The sequence below is a fragment of the Coleofasciculus sp. F4-SAH-05 genome (genome assembly GCF_040222985.1).
Taxonomy (GTDB): Bacteria; Cyanobacteriota; Cyanobacteriia; order Cyanobacteriales; family Coleofasciculaceae; genus Coleofasciculus; species Coleofasciculus chthonoplastes.
In genome coordinates this window covers 1-15,735 of record NZ_JAVKBY010000233.1, presented here as the reverse complement: position 1 = coordinate 15,735, position 15,735 = coordinate 1, and the positions used below count along the sequence as shown (strand labels likewise).

Sequence of the window (15,735 nt, the reverse complement as noted above, 5' to 3'; positions counted from 1 at the left end):
AAGGCAAAATCTAGGGATGGGCAATCCCGAAGTAACGCTACAGGAGTTGGAGCCTCTACGCTACTTGGCGCAAGCCTGGTAGAGCAAGTTCTGACGATGAATGTAGAATCCCACGCGCTTTAAGCCGTGGGAGTGTCAATACTTCATCAAAAGCCTTTTGCCTAGCTTCCGCCTTTTCGCGATCGGGAAGTTCGGGGATTTCACGACGATCGTCCTGGTGGAAGGTTTCGTCAAATACATCGAAATATTCTGTTGAGCCGTCATCACCCCGACAGAAAGCATACACATCGTTAAGTAACTTCGACGAAGGACGCAAATCTATCAATTCTTTTCGCTTAATCAGCGCTGGGTCGATTACGCCCCAAGCGGGATTGTTCCCGTCCCAGACTATCCGGTATCCACGCCCAGCAACATCCAGACGTCGAAGAATCTCATCACGCTGTCTTTTGCTTAATCCCTCGACGTTTCTGAGCATAGCCCATGGCCTCCCTCTTTCAATATCTAGGAGCCCCTGAATAAGATTGACAGTTTCTGGTACATTTTCGTATAAGTCATTATTCACATCTACTCGATCGCACAGTTCCACGCCAACCAGCGACTCTATAAGTAGATCGTTTGGTTTCCATAAACCTAGCGCTCCAACACCCGTAACCGTTTGCTTCAGCGGACGAATATTCTCCAGCTTCCAAGCGTAACGCCCCGGCTCCCAGAGTCCATAAGCCAGTTCTTGGTCTGGCTGCTCATTGATGAAGCTTTCATCCATGAAAATGCAGTCGGTCAATTTGGCGATCGCCAGTACGCGACTAGTGGGGAACAGTGCCGGATCGTCCTGCTCTCGTACAATTCGCTTGAATGAGTGTTTGTCAATTTTCTGTGAAGCATGAATGAGAACTAAACCACGATAATTTGTCTTTTTCCCACGGGTTTCATACCGTTTTAGCCCTTGGGGGATGAGTGTGGCGAACGGTTGCTGAATTGATAGACCGCGACAATTGGCTAACTGATCTTTAGTGATCACGTTACTGGGAGGATCGGTTGAGGATCGGTTCTGAGGATCGGTTTCAAAGTGTTCAATTTGCGTCGTTTCAGCGGAACCGATCCTCTGATCGTCATTTTTTTCGTTTTCTAAATTTGGTAAATCCTCAAAATCAGTGATCACATGATCAGTAGACCCGTCAGAATCGCTAGGATGGCGCAAATTGAGTACATCCGGCTCCTGATCATCCAACCGATCCTCAACCGATCCATTACTGGGAGGATCGGTTGGATGATCGGTTTCAGGTGTGGAAGATTCTGCTACCACGAAGTATAGATTCCTCTTGCCAGATTGCACCTTAGAGATAAGTCCCTCTGTGGCAAGCTGATAAGCACTTCTTCGGAGGGAATCGTAGTTGTGGTTTAGCCGCTCAGACAGTTCTTTCGTCTCAAATCTGGTATTGGGGGAGTTGTGGAGAAAGTCCAAAATCTTTTGTCTGATGGATCGATCAGCGCCCAGTACCGGAAAGCCGCCCTGTTCTTCCAGAACTTCCCATCGTCCATTTTCCCAATCTGCCTCAACCAGATAAGTAGCAGGACGCCGACTACGCGATTTAGTGAAAGAAACCAGCCGCTTGCCGGAAGTTGGTGGCGATCCAGTGATCCGCTCAATTTTGAGGACTGTGCTTGCTGCCGCCTCAATAGCGGTTGTCCCCCTCACTCCCCCCTCTTTATTGCTGTGGTGAACAATAGCCCCCCAAAAATCGAAAACTCCAGCCAGTCGCCTGAGGGTCAAGACCGGTATAGCAAATTTACTATCTGATTCCTCTACCGCAGAATACTGGGAAACGCTAGAGAGGCTATCAATTAAAACTGCGTCTGGCTTGAATTGCTTAATCTCTCGAATTAAGCGTGGCATTTCTTCTACAGACCAAGTTGTTAAGAACCTGCAATTAAGCCCCGCATCAAAGCCATACCGCTTCAAAGATGCTATCATTTCAGGTTTAGTCTCATCCGTCTGTACGATTAATATCCGGTTCTTTTTCCCGGTTACTGAATACGTATCGTGTTCCTTGTTCCGCCAGTCCAACCCCCGACCTATTAAATTGAGCAGGTGATATAAGAACTGAGTTTTTCCATCACCTGCTTTGCCGTGCATGACTGTAACTGAACCTCTAGGCATCCAGCCGTACATGACCCATTTTTGAGAGTCCTGCTCATGAGCAATGAGTTCATCCCAAGTCATACTTGGTTCGGACTCTTGGTGGATGAGGTGCTTGTAGTAAATTTCCTCAAGGGATTTTGCACTCATCCCATATTGTTTGGCTAGTTTACGCAAATTCCATTGGCGCTTACCAGGATTGTCTTCGTAAAGAATGATGTCTTCGGCTTTGCTCATTAAAAGAGCGTAATCCTTGTCATTCTTGTCTGGGAAAGTTAGTATCTTTTCCAGTGACTTTCTAGCCAGTTCTACCGAATCTTCAAAGGGGTAAGTTAAGTCCCCTGCAATCTGAGCGATGGCGTTAGCTTTGGAGACTATGTCGCGGCGACATTTGTATTGAATGATTTTTTCAGCGTATAAGTCTATATTTACCGACGATACGGTTCTGTCTAGCAGATTTGCTATCTTGTTCTGTCCGCCTACGTCATCAAGGTTTCCTTTGTCGTACAGGTAGGCTGTAACTGACATAAAGTCAGTAGGTTTACCATCGTCCCATAAAGCCAAAGCCGCCCTATATATCTCTCTGTGGCTGCTAACAAAGAAAGCGTCAGGAGATAAAGCCTGAACCACCCTACCCATGGCATTTCCGTCGAGCAATATTCCGCCCAGCACTGCTTCTTCGGACTCTATTATATATGGCGGAATTGTGCTAAAATAAGGGTAACGTTCAAGATTTTCAATTGATTCAGTCATAATGTTTGCTGGGGGTTAATACCCCCTTTTTTTTTGTGTGTTTTGTTCCAAGTACAGCGCTACCATTTTCTGGTTGAATGTCTAATTCTGGATTCTTTAAGAAGTCCAGGTAAATTATCGATTCAAGTTGGTTTGGCTTCCGGCAGGGATACGGCGTCGATTTGCTAACGCATCTCAATCCTCTTGCCGCTAAAGATGAAATCAGCTCTTCAGCTATATCTTTCGTATATCGACTATCAGTCCATATACGAATACGGATAACCTCAGTTGGCGGATCAGCATCCTCAAATGTCAGTTTCTCCCATTGCTTACCTTGGGAGTTCCAGTAATAATGGCGTTCATTCAGCTTTCGATAGAGTTCCTCTCTGTCAAATGTTCTACAAATCCTGTCAGAAATATTACAGGATTCTATCTTCAGTTCAACAGCAAGACTCCCGGCTTTTACGAATTTATCTGTTCTTCTCATTGTCTTAGTTCTCTGACGCTCGATTGGGGGGTCAAGGTGGAGAATCGGCATACTAATTATCACCCTCCCTCTCTCCCTCTATTTGATTGCACAATGAGCTAAGATAAACGGCGCGATCGCTCAAATCTTCCATGTCATTGTACGAACATTCCCGATCGCGGCAGAAGCAACTTAGCATCAGCAAGAAAAAGTCATGCCATGTGCCATTCTCAATATATTCCCGGTCAAGCAAGGGGCGGACTCTCTCAAAGAGCAGGGCGGCGCGATCGTAAACCGCTTCAACCTGGTGAATGTTGAATCGCCTATCCACGGTATTACGAGCAACGATTGCTCTGGCTAGTAAGTTTATTTTCTCATCCATGATCACCCTGTTTTAATCGGTTAATTAAGTGGTAAAAGTCTCTTTCCATCAAGATTTCTCGACTGACAAGCCCATCTGTTAAGCGGAGTTCAATGTACTTTTTGTGGTAAAGGTTTAGCTTGTCTTTGTCGAAAAATTCCTCGTAGCAGGCTGTGCTTGTGGGTTGCAGGTCGTAATCCCCGCATAATTGTGCGAAGGCATATTTAAAGTCTTCTGAGAATGTGTGGTGCGAAGTGGGGAGGCTTCGCACGGATACGATAGTTCCACAATTGAAATGCCTGAGAGTGATTAGCGCTCGCGATGCCTTCGGTGTGTTCATCCGCCAGTAAAATATTTGGCGAATTGGTCCAGTAAATAGGGGCGGGGTTGATTGCCCTGCCCCTTCTCCAGTAGTCATGTGTGTTTCACACGTCAGTATAAGTTGCCTGCTTCTGGGCAAACGTTCCAAGGATGGGAGCATGTTCGCCGACTATCGGGCGATCGCACTATTCCATTTCGTATCCCTCGCTACATTTCAAGTTATTGCGATCGCGATCGCTGATCACGCTTCGCTGGTACAGTATGTTTCCGGAAAGAGAAGGGGGTGTCTGGCTAGTCGCTCTCGCACAGATCCCCTCTCTGCCGATCTTTGTTTGTAATAACCGAAAAACTTTTTCGGTTTATGCTTAAAATGGTAGATGAAAACTTTAACTCTTGCAACCTTGACGGAGCAACTTTGCTAAAACTGCGAAAACAGCTAGGTTTAACCCAGCCTCAACTAGGGGAGTGTCTGGGCATTACAGAGCAAACGGTACGAAACCATGAAAAAGGTCGTCACCGTCTGCGGCTGGAACTTTGGCAGTTTAAGCTACTGACTCGGCTGATGAATCAGGCCGGCATGACTATTGACGATCTACCAGACCCACCAAAATGAACGACTTCATTAATTTTTCAACTCACACAGTTAGATTGGCGAGCATAGAACTCATAGAATGGGACTATAGAGAGGGCGCAGGCGATACCCAATTCATCCGAATTGTCGTCAGCTGGGGTGATGAGATTTTGTTGGATGCAGACGGCGTAGATGCGAGAATTTTACATGAGTACGGACTGAAAGGTGGACTGAAAGGATTTAGCGAAAGCCTAACCAAACGAGAACAGTTCGCCGCGATCGCTCTCCAGGGCTTATTAGCCAGTGGAGTGCATCGCCTTAGCCCTGCCGATCTTTGCACAATCGAACCCAGTAGCGAGTCCCGCTTTGCTGAAGTAGCAATTTGGATGGCAGACGCACTGATCGCGAAATTGGAGGCAAAGTGAAAATGAACAATCTCGACCACAACTATTCCTTCTGGCGAACTCTCGCCTACAACCTAAAATATCCTTGACGAGATACCTTTTTAGCCAACAGTAATAAGGTTTTGAGATTTTGACAATGACTAAATTTTTTTGCAATTTCTATATTGGATTGACATCAGTAAAATCAATCCAAGTTCCATCCCACATCCAACAAAAATTGAATGACGCCAAAACACCAAAAGAAGTAGAGGACATTATAGGCTCGCACGAACCAGAGTTAGCCGGATTGCTTGTGTCGTTTTCTCCCGCCGCTCCCGAATTTTTGGTTTGTGACACTGCCGCAGAACTAATGGCGGATGTTCTGCAAGCTAAGGAGATAAAATGTCGGGTTGTATGCGGCGTAAGCGATTATGGTGATTCCCATTCTTATGTTGTAGCTGACGGGGGCAGGTATGACCCTACTGGTCAAGGGTTTGGAGATAAATGTTCATAGCTCCATTATGGCGCTTGAATTCGTGGATGGGCGATTGGCAGATGCTCTGCACGAATGCCCTGATTTTGTTAAAAAGAACACACCCTTTTCATGAAATTGAAAGTTAAAAAATTGGAAGAAGATCTATCGCCAACACAGAAAAGCGTTTATTTCTTGTAAAACAGCTAATGAAAAATAGCCAAAACCTACCGAAAGATACAGGGAATCCGGAAATAGGCAAAATGATTGTTTCTGGGTGCTCAGTCAGTGAACGTAAAGCCTTGGTTGCCCTAGATTCGTTATGCTGTCGCCTTTCCATGCCGCCAAACGTCCAAAGGATTAGTCAAGAAGCATTACTTTCACCCGGTACCACCTCAGCAGCCTTGATCGAATTGTATAGATCTGGCGTACTGGGTAGATACAGCCAAGGCAGAGAGGTCTATTACTATTTCTTGCGTCAGGATGTAAGCGTACATTTTGATAAACTTAAACACAGAGGATTGAATATTGGCTAGCACTCATACAGGTATCGAGTGGACAGACCGAACATGGAACCCCACAACTGGCTGCAACAAAGTTAGTCCAGGTTGTACCCATTGTTATGCAGAAGCACTAACTAAACGGTTTCATCAGAATTTCCCCAATGGATTTGATTTAACCCTGCATCGGGAACGCATAAAAGAACCCTTGCGTTGGCGTAAACCTAGCCGTATCTTTGTTAACTCAATGAGTGATTTGTTTCACGAAGACGTACCAATCGAATTCCTTCAGGACGTATTTGATGTAATGGGTCAAACACCTCAGCATATCTATCAAATTTTGACCAAGCGGCACAAGCGCTTAGCTGAGCTGGCTCATCAGCTCGACTGGCACAAAAATATTTGGATGGGGGTATCGGTTGAAAATCAGGACTATGTTTACCGTGTTGATTCCCTGCGACAAGTTCCAGCCAATGTGCGTTTTCTCTCTTGCGAACCGCTTCTCGGTAACTTAGAACTTGATTTAACCGGCATTCATTGGGTTATTGTTGGTGGCGAATCTGGGAATAAATATCGTTCGATGAAGCTAGAGTGGGCGCAAAGTATCCGAGACCAATGTCAGAGGTTTGGTGTCGCATTTTTCTTTAAGCAGTGGGGAGGTAGAACTCCAAAAGCTAGAGGGAGAGAGCTAGATGGAAAGATTTGGGGTGAAATGCCTCGATTTTATGTCGTGTAAGCTCTCCTATGGGGGGCTTTTCTTAAGAGGTAAAACATGATGAATCATCAAATCGATACGGAGTTAAAGGAAAAAATTACTGAATGGCTGGAAAATGAACTTGTAGGTACGGCTTATATTTGGGAAGAACAAAGCAACCCAATGGATGATTCGACTGCTCAATTAATGAGTTCCTGTATGCCACCGGATACAGAATATTATTCTTGGGTGGAAACACATCAAGTAGATATCGATGATGCCACCTTATTTGAGCAAGATGAAGATGAGGGTATTTTAGTAAAAGTAGACGCTAATCTTTATTATTCCGAAGGTAAAAAAGATGATGAAGATGATATCCCAGAAGAAAAATGGGAATCAGGTACACAAACTTATTATGTAAGAATCCAAGGAGAAAATATGGGAATTGAGGCGATGGATTAAGTTGTTACTCCCTAAGCAGTCAAATCGCTTGACTTAAGACAATCACCACAAACGACAAAATGCAGCTATTCATTAGTTATGCTAGAGAGGATGTCAAAAAAGTCGCTCCAATCGTCTCGGATTTGGAGCGATACTTTGACTGTTGGGTAGACTGGGACGATATTCGCCCAGGGCGTAATTGGCAGCGCGAAATTACAAGCGGAGTTAGAAACTGTCATTATTGCCTGTTTTTCGTAAGCACTCATTTCCTTGAAAGCGAGTGGTGTATGAAGGAGCTGCGATTGGGATTGTGGTGGAATAAGCCGATCATGCCCATCGTTTTCGATCCCGCGCTAACTCTTCCCCATGCCCTCACCTCGCGGCAGTGGGTGATCTTCTCCGATGACCACGAGGAAAATCTGCGGACTATCCTGGCAGGACTTGCCCGACCACATCACCCCTGGAGAGCGATCGCACTGGTGGAGGCGATCACTCTGGTGGTCGGGGCAGCGATTTTGTACAGAATCGCTGCCAGCGGGTAAAGTTACACTCTGCGATCGCGCTCCAGATCTGCGATAGTTTTTTCCTGACACCATCGGGTGCTTCTCTTGGGATTGCTCCGGGCTACAGCTATTACTAGCCGTCTCGCTGTTTTCTTGCTTCCCGCCAACAGCTCCAACCGTCGCTGCAATTGTGGATCTAGCTTCCGCTCCCTTTTTATCTTTGGCGGTTTCCATCCAGGCTTACGCTGTTCGCCGGCGACTATCACCAACCAAACGATTAACGCTCCAGCCACCAACAAGCACAAGCCAACAAACGCTACAATCATGGCAGTACACTGATTTGGGTCATACTTCAGTTGTACTGCGATCGCTGAACTCCTGTCACTTTCAAATTATAGTGAGCAGAGTTTAGCGATTTTTAATATGTGGTTAACTATTTGTCTCGTCATCGTTGCAAGTTTAGCAATTTTAATTTATTCAAAAAAACGACACAAACGACCCACGCCATTTCAGAAATTAGCCTTACCTCGCCAAGAACCCAGTCCGCAGTTAAAAGCTAAGTTGATCAATGCCGTTGGCGCGGAAAGAGCAGAAAAACTAGTTGCTAGATCCAGGTTTAGCGACCCAAATAAAAGCGAAGCGTACTACTGGTGGAAAGCCCTAGAAAATCTCAGTCATCGCGAATAATACCGCGTGGTATTGAAGCGCTTAGATTTTCAAAGATTCGGTAATTTCTACAATTAAACAGAAGCCGATAAAATTTGTCTCTGACAGTTATCACTCCAATCCCACGGAAAAATAGTTCATATTCTTGTTCTAGGCAATTGAAGGATGGTAGTTGTTCAATTGGAGCAAGCTGCCTAATCTCTCTCTTTAGTCTTTTAAGTTTTAACGGCTTCTGCAAGTTTGCCGTATTAGTGACGATCTCAAATTTTGGAAATTGACGATACCATTTTTGCTGTAACCGTCGCGAGATTTCATTTCGCCAAATCACACAATCTGTTTTGTTGTCAATAATTCCAGCCGGTTTGTCTGAATTAGCAAGATATTCACATATTGTCAAAATCTGTATCAGACTCTTGTTGTAATTGTTCATTATCTTCATTATGCAGATTCAGCCCTTTCACTTCAATATTAATAGTTTTAAACCTATCGTCTACCAACATCAAAGCTTCGTTTCGGCGGCAAAAAGATTCAAGTTCGTCGCACCTTTTATCAAAAGCAGACCGAAGTTGTAGTATTTCGTTTTTAGTTCCTAAAAAATTTTTGGCAACTGCATTTTGAGCAAAGTAAATTCCTATTACTGTTGCCACAATTATTTCAATGATAGTATAGTCCATTATAAAGTTCCATCTATTTGGTTGATTGCTTTAGAAATTAAAAATCTTATTTTACAATTTCCGATCAATATAAAATCCCCGTGATATACAATACTTCCCTTATCTGCCTCTATATCGCTTAATCCGTCTAAAATTCGGATTCCATTGACTATTGTTTTGTTTTTGGAACCCAGGTCCCATACCCAAAAGCATGGGTTCTTTTTATCTTTAACTGCAATCATGCAATGATTGGCGCTTATTGTTTGGTCATCAATTGAAATAAAGTTAAAGGTGTTAGCTTTTCCTCTTCCAATTTTAATTACTTTACTTTTAGTTAATTCTATTGTCTTTTTTTTGTCAATCTCAATGTAGAATTCGTACCGCATACGTCACAAGATTATATCTGGATATTGAGCAAAAGAAGCTGTTCCATCTTTCTTGATCACCTCTGTCGCTGTTGCTGTTCCTTGAACATATTGAAGTTGATCGGATATCTTCAATGAGCTAAATTCAGTTAATTCAATAAAGTTTTCAAAATTTATTCCTATAGGAAAACTAAAAATAAGCCCTGCATTGTAATTACTTAAACCAGTAGAACCTATATGGCTAAAAGATGCGCTTGACCTATCCCTAACTTTTATAAAACCTTTTTGCGATAGTTGATCAGTAGATATCTTTATTTCTTTAATTACTTTTAACCTGCTACTTGATGCTAAGTCGATACACCAAACATCGCTTTCTGGAAAAAACTCAACATTTTGTAGCGAGACAGTAGAGTTTCGACTTATCGTTATTAAATTGGCTAGATTTCTAAACCCTAGATCTTCTAAGCTAATCTCGCGTGCCGTTATGTAGCAGCACCTTGAAAATTGTGTCCTTTCGTCCTCTTCACCTTCTACTGGCGGAGAGTTTAGTCTAGTTGTATTAAATACTGGCTTTGCTCCAGTTTCTGTATTGACTAAACCCCGCAAAGTAATCCCAAATTCCGGAAGGTCAACAAGGTAGCAGTGTTGCTCAACGATACCTTCTTCCACTTCGATTATCACCGAGTTATCTGGGGAATCTTGCTTGTATCTTTCCGGATTATTTGTGTATAGAATATTTTTCCTTACCCAATTTAATGCACCAACATCTTCCGGACCTTTTCCATTCAATGTTAAAAATGCTGTTTCTGGGTTGCCGTCGTTCACCCCATTGGGGGACAACCTCAAGGTTAAAATCCCGTATTCAATAGGGACGGCTTCTTTATATGTAGTAGACCATTCAATTGTATTTGAATCATAGATAAAATCTAATATTGTTCTTCCGTTTTGATTTACTCGATAGTCACCTTCCCAAATAATTCCATCATTAACAAAATTGTCAAGTAAGCCATACTTTGTTGTCGAAGAATTATCTATAATTAATCTTCCCGTAGCCCCGTCTATTAAATTAGTAAATGCAAGCTTAAGAGGTAAATCTATCAAAAAGTTACCTGGATTAGCTACGTCTTCTATATTGCCAGATATTTTCCCTTTCAAGTCAAGCTTAAAAGCGGCATCCCAATTAGCAGTTTTTTCTGCACCATTAATTGCTATTCGTGCATTTGAAAACTCGGCGTCTAATCGAAACAGGTCTGGCGTATTGTAATAGATGGTACTCATTTTATTCTAAAAATTATGTCTAATTTGTACGGCGGACTCCCAGACAAAACAATTATTTGTCCACTCGAAAGAATAGTAAAAGTTCCAAACTTATCTCCATCTAAATTTGTGTAAGTTATTTGACGTACTGGGCGAAATCCTTCCGGCAAAATTCCCACGCCTCCCACAAAATCGGTTGATTCAACAGCTACAATAGTTGCCTTGAATTCCGCAAAATCTCCAGATGAGATAAGGCTTGTAGACAAAATAGACCATTCTGGCTGCCAAGCAACCAAGCCCGATTCAATCCTTTCGTAAATAGTCCAATGATATCGAGTTACCACCCGCTTCAGCTCAATATGAAGCCTATAAGGAATTTCGGCGGAACCAAAAATCACCTTGACGGGTTCATTGCTTCTGAAAGGAAAGAATTCAGAAGCCCAAGTCAAGCCCTGGACTCCTGCTTCTTCCCAGTAAGCTCGAATATACCCTAAAAAATTTCCTTGTTTCCCAAGTTCAGAAAAACGAAATATCAAGTCAAGATTATTCAACTGCTCTGTAGGTTGTAGAACTAAAAAACCTTCTTGGCTCTTGACTTCTCTGACTTGATATGACATTAAGGCTCAACTACGATTGTTTTTCCGGTTGGAACTGCTGTTGTTCGTGTCGTCCGCAAAATCGTTAAGGCATCATTTGGGCGCGAACTTTGCAGATCGGCTTCAACTACCTTGACTACCTGCTGTGCCGTTGGATCGTCAGCCAAGTAACCCAGTGCCAAATCTGGCAAGTCAGCATTATTTGTTCCATCGGCATAAATAAAATCCGTCCCGTCCCACACGGCGTACACTTCCGGTCCAACTGCATTTAAATTTGCTGGATCAGGCGAACCCAACACAATTATATTTACATCCGCCATTTAGAACCCCTCTTTAAAAAGTGTTTTCTTTTCCAATTCCGATAAGTTAGCTTATCGTGGTGTTTTTACTGACACTATCTTTTTGCCATCCCATTCCTGTCCAATAACCTGTTTAAAGGCTGTGTCCGCCTTGTCGGTCGCGCACGGTACAGTTGTTCGTTGCGTTTTTCCTCCAGGTACCTCGTAGGAGAGATTCAGGAAAAATACGCCATTTCTGCTGACATCATCTAAAGAATCAGCCTTTATTCCATTAGCGGGGGCTGTATTTGAAAAGTCCACCCCTAACGTCGCGGCAATGCTGGTGTATTTCCTTTTGGAGAGTTTTATACCAATAGGCACCCCTTCAGCTCCTTTAATCCATGCCATCTCTTTTGAGATCGTCTTACTTGCGGCTACCACACTTTACCTCTTCTAACTTTAGTCTTTCACTAATCTACCCTGTACTTCTTTGAGAACTCAAGAGGTATAACACCTAGGTGTTTTGTTAAACTTATGGCTAGCCTGACTAGCGAACAAGTGGATTTGCCAGCAACCCAGAATCATCCACCAGTACAACCGGCTGATTTTTTCCAATGAAACAGACCGCGTGCCGAAACCTAACTTTAGCGGTGGGGCGATACACTGGTTCTTTCTGACTCCGATTGTCATATCCGATCACCGTCTCTGTAGGATTGTTATTTGAACGCTTGTTCGGAGTTAAGCCTAACTTTAGCACTTTTTTATTAAAACTTTTTTGCATTACCCGGCAGAGTTTATCAAAAATTTCTTCCGCTTGAGGTTTATCTCGAGTAAAGCATTTAGACCCGAAAAATCCATCAAATGGGACATCATAAATATACAACTCATCCCCCTTAGTCCAAACGTAATTCCTGAATTCCGAACGAATGCGAATGGCGATTGCCCTTAATTTAGCTTCGTCAATAACATCTCCGAATTCCCCTGGCTTCTTGTAGTTCACATATTGAATAAGCCTAAACGAGATTTGCGCAGTAATTTGTCTCTTCTTAACAGATACTGCTCCATCGTCTTGAGCAAAAAATAAAAGTATCTTAGGGTGGTTTATTACACGGAGATAGTATTGTGGAATAAGTTCCTGCTCAAGCCCCTCCTTGACTCCAAGCAGGATAAAGAGTTGCTCTAGCTTAAAATAAAGAAACAAAAGGAATCTTCCTAAGGTTAGTAGCAAAGAGTCCTTGTCTTGGTGCAAGCAAGCCCGTTTCAAGTGTCCTCGATCTGAATCTAAGTCATCATCTAATTCAATATCTGCAAAGTGTCGGCGAATCCTTGGATTAAAGATTCTCCTGATGGAATCTTGAAATTGTTCAACAGGACTAAAATTTGTTGGAATTGGCATGGTTTATTACTCTAAAACAGCTATACCTGTGTCAACGTCTCCCTCGACTTTATCTGCTTTGCTGTCGTTAACCTGTTTTTCTCTGGCTGTAACAACAGGAATATTAGAGGGACGCAGAAGTGGCTCTGCCTCTTTCAAACCTTTGTCAAGCTCTGCCCTCTGCTCTTTCAATTCAAGAGCAGATTCTTGAATGCTGTTTACTTCGCTTAAAACTGAAGAGATAGCACTAGCCGCGTCATCTAAATTGTCAATTCGTTCCATCCAAGCAAATTGAGGAGTGACTCGCTCAGCCATCCAAGGAAAAGCGTCCTCTGCAATTACGCGATCGCGTTTTAGCGCATTGCCAATTTTCCCTGTATTCTCTGCTGAAATTTCCGCGATCGCCCCCACCGAGTCTCCTATTGATCTGGTGGTATCGACAATATTTGCGGTTGCTCTCCATATCGCCATGCTTTTAGCAAGATTTTCCTTTATTCCGTTATAGGTCTCACTCCCCCCCGGCAAAAGGGAGATGATTAGGTTTTCAATGGATTTTCCCAGGATTGCGTTTATATTAATTGGGTTGTCGTCGTCGTCTTTTATGCCAATTGTTGCCAAGCTTTGACTAGCTAATTCTCCCAAGGTCTTTGCGACATTTATACTGAGGGCTGAGGCATTATGAAGGGTTGTTATCAACGTTAAAGAGTTAATAATCTGAGGAAGTTTCAGGAAGTCTGATATTCTACCTAATTTACCCGCCAATCCCCCTGGTAACTGTTTTCCTATTTTATTATCAATAACTTGAAGTTTCGCCAAATGAGTGCTATTTAATACAGCATTTAACTTATCAAGCTTTGAGGCATTCTGCCCAACTCCATTTTTAATCGGATCTAGGCTTTTAGACATACAGCCCCCAGGTTTAGTGGTGCGGCAAGTGCCTTCGGCAACTCCATTCTTGAAAGCTTCCGTGTTAGGCAGATTTTTTAGATTATTTATAGCTGCTGGAATTGGAGGAATCAAGCTAGTTTGCCTCTCAATTTTTCTGAGCAGTGCTTCAACTTGAGCATTATTCACGTCTTTTCCGTCCTTTCCGTCCTTTCCATTTTTACCTGCTGGTCCAGGTTTACCAATTGGTCCTGGCTCACCAGGATATCCAGGTTTACCATCTTTTCCAGGCGTACCTGCTGGTCCAGGTTTACCGTCCACCCCTGGTTTACCTGCTGGTCCAGGTTTACCATCTTTCCCCGGCTCACCTTTGGGTCCTGGTTTCAATGCCCTGGTCAAAGCTTGTTGAGCCGTTGATAAAGCGCGTTGAGCCGTTGATTTTATTGGCGTAATGATTGAATAAAGCCGAGAAATTGCAGCATCTAGGCTATCAACCCGACTTTCTAATCTATCAATCCGAACACCCAAAATCTTAAGGGCTGCAATACTGGCGATTAAACCAGCGAGCGCGGCGGCGATCGCTGCAACTTTAGCCACAAGCGGGATTATTTTTGCTAAAGCACTAGATGCAGTGGCTTGAGCTGCTCCCGCTGCACTAGATGCAGCGAAAGCCCGCTCTAAAGCTTGGATAGCTTTGGCATCGATGGGTTTAATCTGAGTCGCTATCATTCCACCCACAAGCGGAAGCGTCAAAGATTTTCCAAGATTTCCGCCATCTTTGACGATTCCTCCCCTCTCACTTTTTTTTAAAAATTTACCATCAAGTTTAGCTACCTCCCCTTTTAAGGCTGCTATCTCTCTTTTCAATTCTGCACAACAATCAGCCATTATTAATCTGTTTCAGTTTTGATGTTATTTGCTTAAGCGGATTTAAAAACTCAGAACACGGTACACACCTTACTTTCCCCCCTTCAACACAACGAATTGTATTGGGTGGGCATGGATCGCAGTTTACTTTGTAATTAACGGGACATTTACCTTGATCTTGGTATAAAATTTTGCCGCCGTGAAGTATCTTTAAATGAGCTTTGCACTCTGCTGGTTCTGGTAGTTTTGGACATTTTACAGAGGTGTCAATTTGCAACGTATCTAAATAACCTAATGTCGTAACTATTGATCCATCTTCGTTTCTTTGGTAGTCAGGTGTGCCACAAAGCCAAAGTCCTATTTTATGGGCGTTGTAGTAAGAATAATATCCGGTGATTGTGTAATCAAGTACCCTCACCTTTAACCACCTTCTGTTATTCGGGCTATAAAAATAAACTTCAAATCCACTTGAATCATAATTTTCACTAGCATCAAGTGGAATATTTCCAGCTTCTATTTCAATTGGAGTTAGTTTTGTTTTAAATGTTTTTTCTTTAGAAGTATCTCCAAAACTATAGTAAACCACTGCACTTTCCGCGCCGCTGCAATACATGATTTTAGCTCACAATATCATCCGGATCAGCAATGGCGGTTGCCGGCGATGTTTTATAAAGACTGATTGTATAACTAGCGTTGATCTGCGAATCGTTTCGACCGAAACTGAAAAATGGAGTATCAACGACACAACCGATCGTTGCTTCTTCTGCCGCCGTAGGACTTTGGAGTTGTCTGCGTTTGAGTATCAAAGCTCCAATTACCTGAGAAGACGAAGGGGTTGTATTATCCAATCCGATATCAGATAATGTGATAGTAAGTACCCCATTCGAGATAGTGGCACTAGCGCCACATTGTTCCTGGATTGTCAAATCTGGCATATTTTGACGGTGTGTGGTATAAATACAAAAGAGTTAATTGGGAATTGGGACTGAAAATCCCCGTGTCGGCGGTTCAAGTCCGCCTCCTGGCATTCCTAAAAGCTGATTCTACATAAATTAATTAAGGCAGGAACAGTTAGCTTATCCGGCGAGAAGCCCTACGCTCTAATCTTCGATTGAGCGTGGGATGAATCGCCAGTGAAAAAACTTGTTTTTTGGGGACAATATATACTTTATACTGCTATAATTATAGCAGGAGGTGATAGAAATTGAAGCG

22 protein-coding genes are annotated in these 15,735 nt (G+C 43.1%); 7 read left to right on the top strand and 15 right to left on the bottom strand.

Annotation, left to right across the window (positions count from 1 at the left end; all coding sequences use genetic code 11):
* Positions 1–55 precede the first annotated feature (55 nt).
* From RIG27_RS28440 to RIG27_RS28425, 4 genes are read right to left on the bottom strand one after another with little or no spacing between them, the layout of a single operon-like run.
* A complete protein-coding gene (locus RIG27_RS28440) occupies positions 56–2,890 on the bottom strand; it encodes a DnaB-like helicase N-terminal domain-containing protein (protein WP_446350493.1) in 2,835 nt (944 codons plus the stop codon).
* Positions 2,883–3,356: a hypothetical protein gene (locus RIG27_RS28435; RefSeq protein WP_446350492.1), complete on the bottom strand. Its 474-nt coding sequence runs from the start codon at positions 3,354–3,356 to the stop codon at positions 2,883–2,885. The genes RIG27_RS28440 and RIG27_RS28435 overlap by 8 nt, the downstream gene beginning before the upstream one ends.
* Before the next feature lie 52 nt (positions 3,357–3,408).
* Positions 3,409–3,717, bottom strand: coding sequence for a hypothetical protein (locus RIG27_RS28430; RefSeq protein WP_446350491.1), 309 nt, complete (start codon positions 3,715–3,717; stop codon positions 3,409–3,411).
* A complete protein-coding gene (locus RIG27_RS28425; RefSeq protein ID WP_446350490.1) occupies positions 3,710–4,114 on the bottom strand; it encodes a hypothetical protein in 405 nt (134 codons plus the stop codon). The genes RIG27_RS28430 and RIG27_RS28425 overlap by 8 nt, the downstream gene beginning before the upstream one ends.
* Before the next feature lie 61 nt (positions 4,115–4,175).
* Between RIG27_RS28425 and RIG27_RS28420 the strand changes: the two genes are divergently transcribed.
* The 7 genes from RIG27_RS28420 (at position 4,176) to RIG27_RS28390 (ending at position 7,620) form a co-directional block, all read left to right on the top strand.
* Positions 4,176–4,355, top strand: a complete 180-nt coding sequence (locus RIG27_RS28420; RefSeq protein ID WP_446350489.1) for a hypothetical protein — start codon at positions 4,176–4,178, stop codon at positions 4,353–4,355.
* Between the two features lie 23 nt (positions 4,356–4,378).
* Complete coding sequence (locus tag RIG27_RS28415; protein WP_446350488.1) at positions 4,379–4,630, top strand: helix-turn-helix transcriptional regulator; 252 nt, start codon at positions 4,379–4,381, stop codon at positions 4,628–4,630.
* Positions 4,627–5,013 (top strand): hypothetical protein, encoded by a 387-nt coding sequence (locus RIG27_RS28410; protein WP_446350487.1) that lies wholly within the window; start codon positions 4,627–4,629, stop codon positions 5,011–5,013. Before RIG27_RS28415 ends, RIG27_RS28410 begins: the two co-directional genes overlap by 4 nt.
* Before the next feature lie 115 nt (positions 5,014–5,128).
* Positions 5,129–5,485 (top strand): hypothetical protein, encoded by a 357-nt coding sequence (locus RIG27_RS28405; RefSeq protein ID WP_446350486.1) that lies wholly within the window; start codon positions 5,129–5,131, stop codon positions 5,483–5,485.
* Positions 5,486–5,971: 486 nt separating this feature from the next.
* The gene (locus tag RIG27_RS28400; RefSeq protein ID WP_446350485.1) at positions 5,972–6,679 is read left to right on the top strand and encodes a DUF5131 family protein; all 708 of its coding nucleotides are present in this window, start codon (positions 5,972–5,974) and stop codon (positions 6,677–6,679) included.
* A 36-nt stretch (positions 6,680–6,715) separates the two neighbouring features.
* Complete coding sequence (locus RIG27_RS28395) at positions 6,716–7,099, top strand: hypothetical protein (RefSeq protein WP_446350484.1); 384 nt, start codon at positions 6,716–6,718, stop codon at positions 7,097–7,099.
* A gap of 59 nt (positions 7,100–7,158) precedes the next feature.
* Positions 7,159–7,620, top strand: coding sequence for a toll/interleukin-1 receptor domain-containing protein (locus tag RIG27_RS28390; protein WP_446350483.1), 462 nt, complete (start codon positions 7,159–7,161; stop codon positions 7,618–7,620).
* Between the two features lie 2 nt (positions 7,621–7,622).
* On the opposite strand, the gene RIG27_RS28385 is transcribed toward RIG27_RS28390, so the two are convergent.
* The 11 genes from RIG27_RS28385 to RIG27_RS28335 all read right to left on the bottom strand — a co-directional run bounded on the left by RIG27_RS28385 (position 7,623) and on the right by RIG27_RS28335 (position 15,458).
* Positions 7,623–7,907 (bottom strand): hypothetical protein, encoded by a 285-nt coding sequence (locus RIG27_RS28385; protein WP_446350482.1) that lies wholly within the window; start codon positions 7,905–7,907, stop codon positions 7,623–7,625.
* A 723-nt stretch (positions 7,908–8,630) separates the two neighbouring features.
* The gene (locus RIG27_RS28380) at positions 8,631–8,894 is read right to left on the bottom strand and encodes a hypothetical protein (RefSeq protein WP_446350481.1); all 264 of its coding nucleotides are present in this window, start codon (positions 8,892–8,894) and stop codon (positions 8,631–8,633) included.
* A 26-nt stretch (positions 8,895–8,920) separates the two neighbouring features.
* On the bottom strand, positions 8,921–9,286 hold the full coding sequence (locus tag RIG27_RS28375; RefSeq protein WP_446350480.1) for an FHA domain-containing protein: 366 nt from the start codon (positions 9,284–9,286) through the stop codon (positions 8,921–8,923).
* 3 nt (positions 9,287–9,289) lie between these two features.
* Entirely contained in the window at positions 9,290–10,543 is a 1,254-nt protein-coding gene (locus RIG27_RS28370) for a hypothetical protein (RefSeq protein WP_446350479.1), read from the bottom strand.
* Entirely contained in the window at positions 10,540–11,139 is a 600-nt protein-coding gene (locus tag RIG27_RS28365) for a hypothetical protein (RefSeq protein WP_446350478.1), read from the bottom strand. Before RIG27_RS28365 ends, RIG27_RS28370 begins: the two co-directional genes overlap by 4 nt.
* Entirely contained in the window at positions 11,139–11,438 is a 300-nt protein-coding gene (locus RIG27_RS28360; RefSeq protein ID WP_446350477.1) for a hypothetical protein, read from the bottom strand. The genes RIG27_RS28365 and RIG27_RS28360 overlap by 1 nt, the downstream gene beginning before the upstream one ends.
* A 51-nt stretch (positions 11,439–11,489) precedes the next feature.
* Complete coding sequence (locus RIG27_RS28355; protein WP_446350476.1) at positions 11,490–11,804, bottom strand: hypothetical protein; 315 nt, start codon at positions 11,802–11,804, stop codon at positions 11,490–11,492.
* A 139-nt stretch (positions 11,805–11,943) separates the two neighbouring features.
* Complete coding sequence (locus RIG27_RS28350; protein WP_446350475.1) at positions 11,944–12,792, bottom strand: hypothetical protein; 849 nt, start codon at positions 12,790–12,792, stop codon at positions 11,944–11,946.
* Positions 12,793–12,798: 6 nt separating this feature from the next.
* Positions 12,799–14,544, bottom strand: coding sequence for a hypothetical protein (locus RIG27_RS28345; protein ID WP_446350474.1), 1,746 nt, complete (start codon positions 14,542–14,544; stop codon positions 12,799–12,801).
* Positions 14,537–15,136 (bottom strand): hypothetical protein, encoded by a 600-nt coding sequence (locus RIG27_RS28340; RefSeq protein ID WP_446350473.1) that lies wholly within the window; start codon positions 15,134–15,136, stop codon positions 14,537–14,539. Before RIG27_RS28340 ends, RIG27_RS28345 begins: the two co-directional genes overlap by 8 nt.
* 4 nt (positions 15,137–15,140) lie before the next feature.
* Positions 15,141–15,458, bottom strand: coding sequence for a hypothetical protein (locus RIG27_RS28335; RefSeq protein WP_446350472.1), 318 nt, complete (start codon positions 15,456–15,458; stop codon positions 15,141–15,143).
* Between the last annotated feature and the right edge of the window lie 277 nt (positions 15,459–15,735).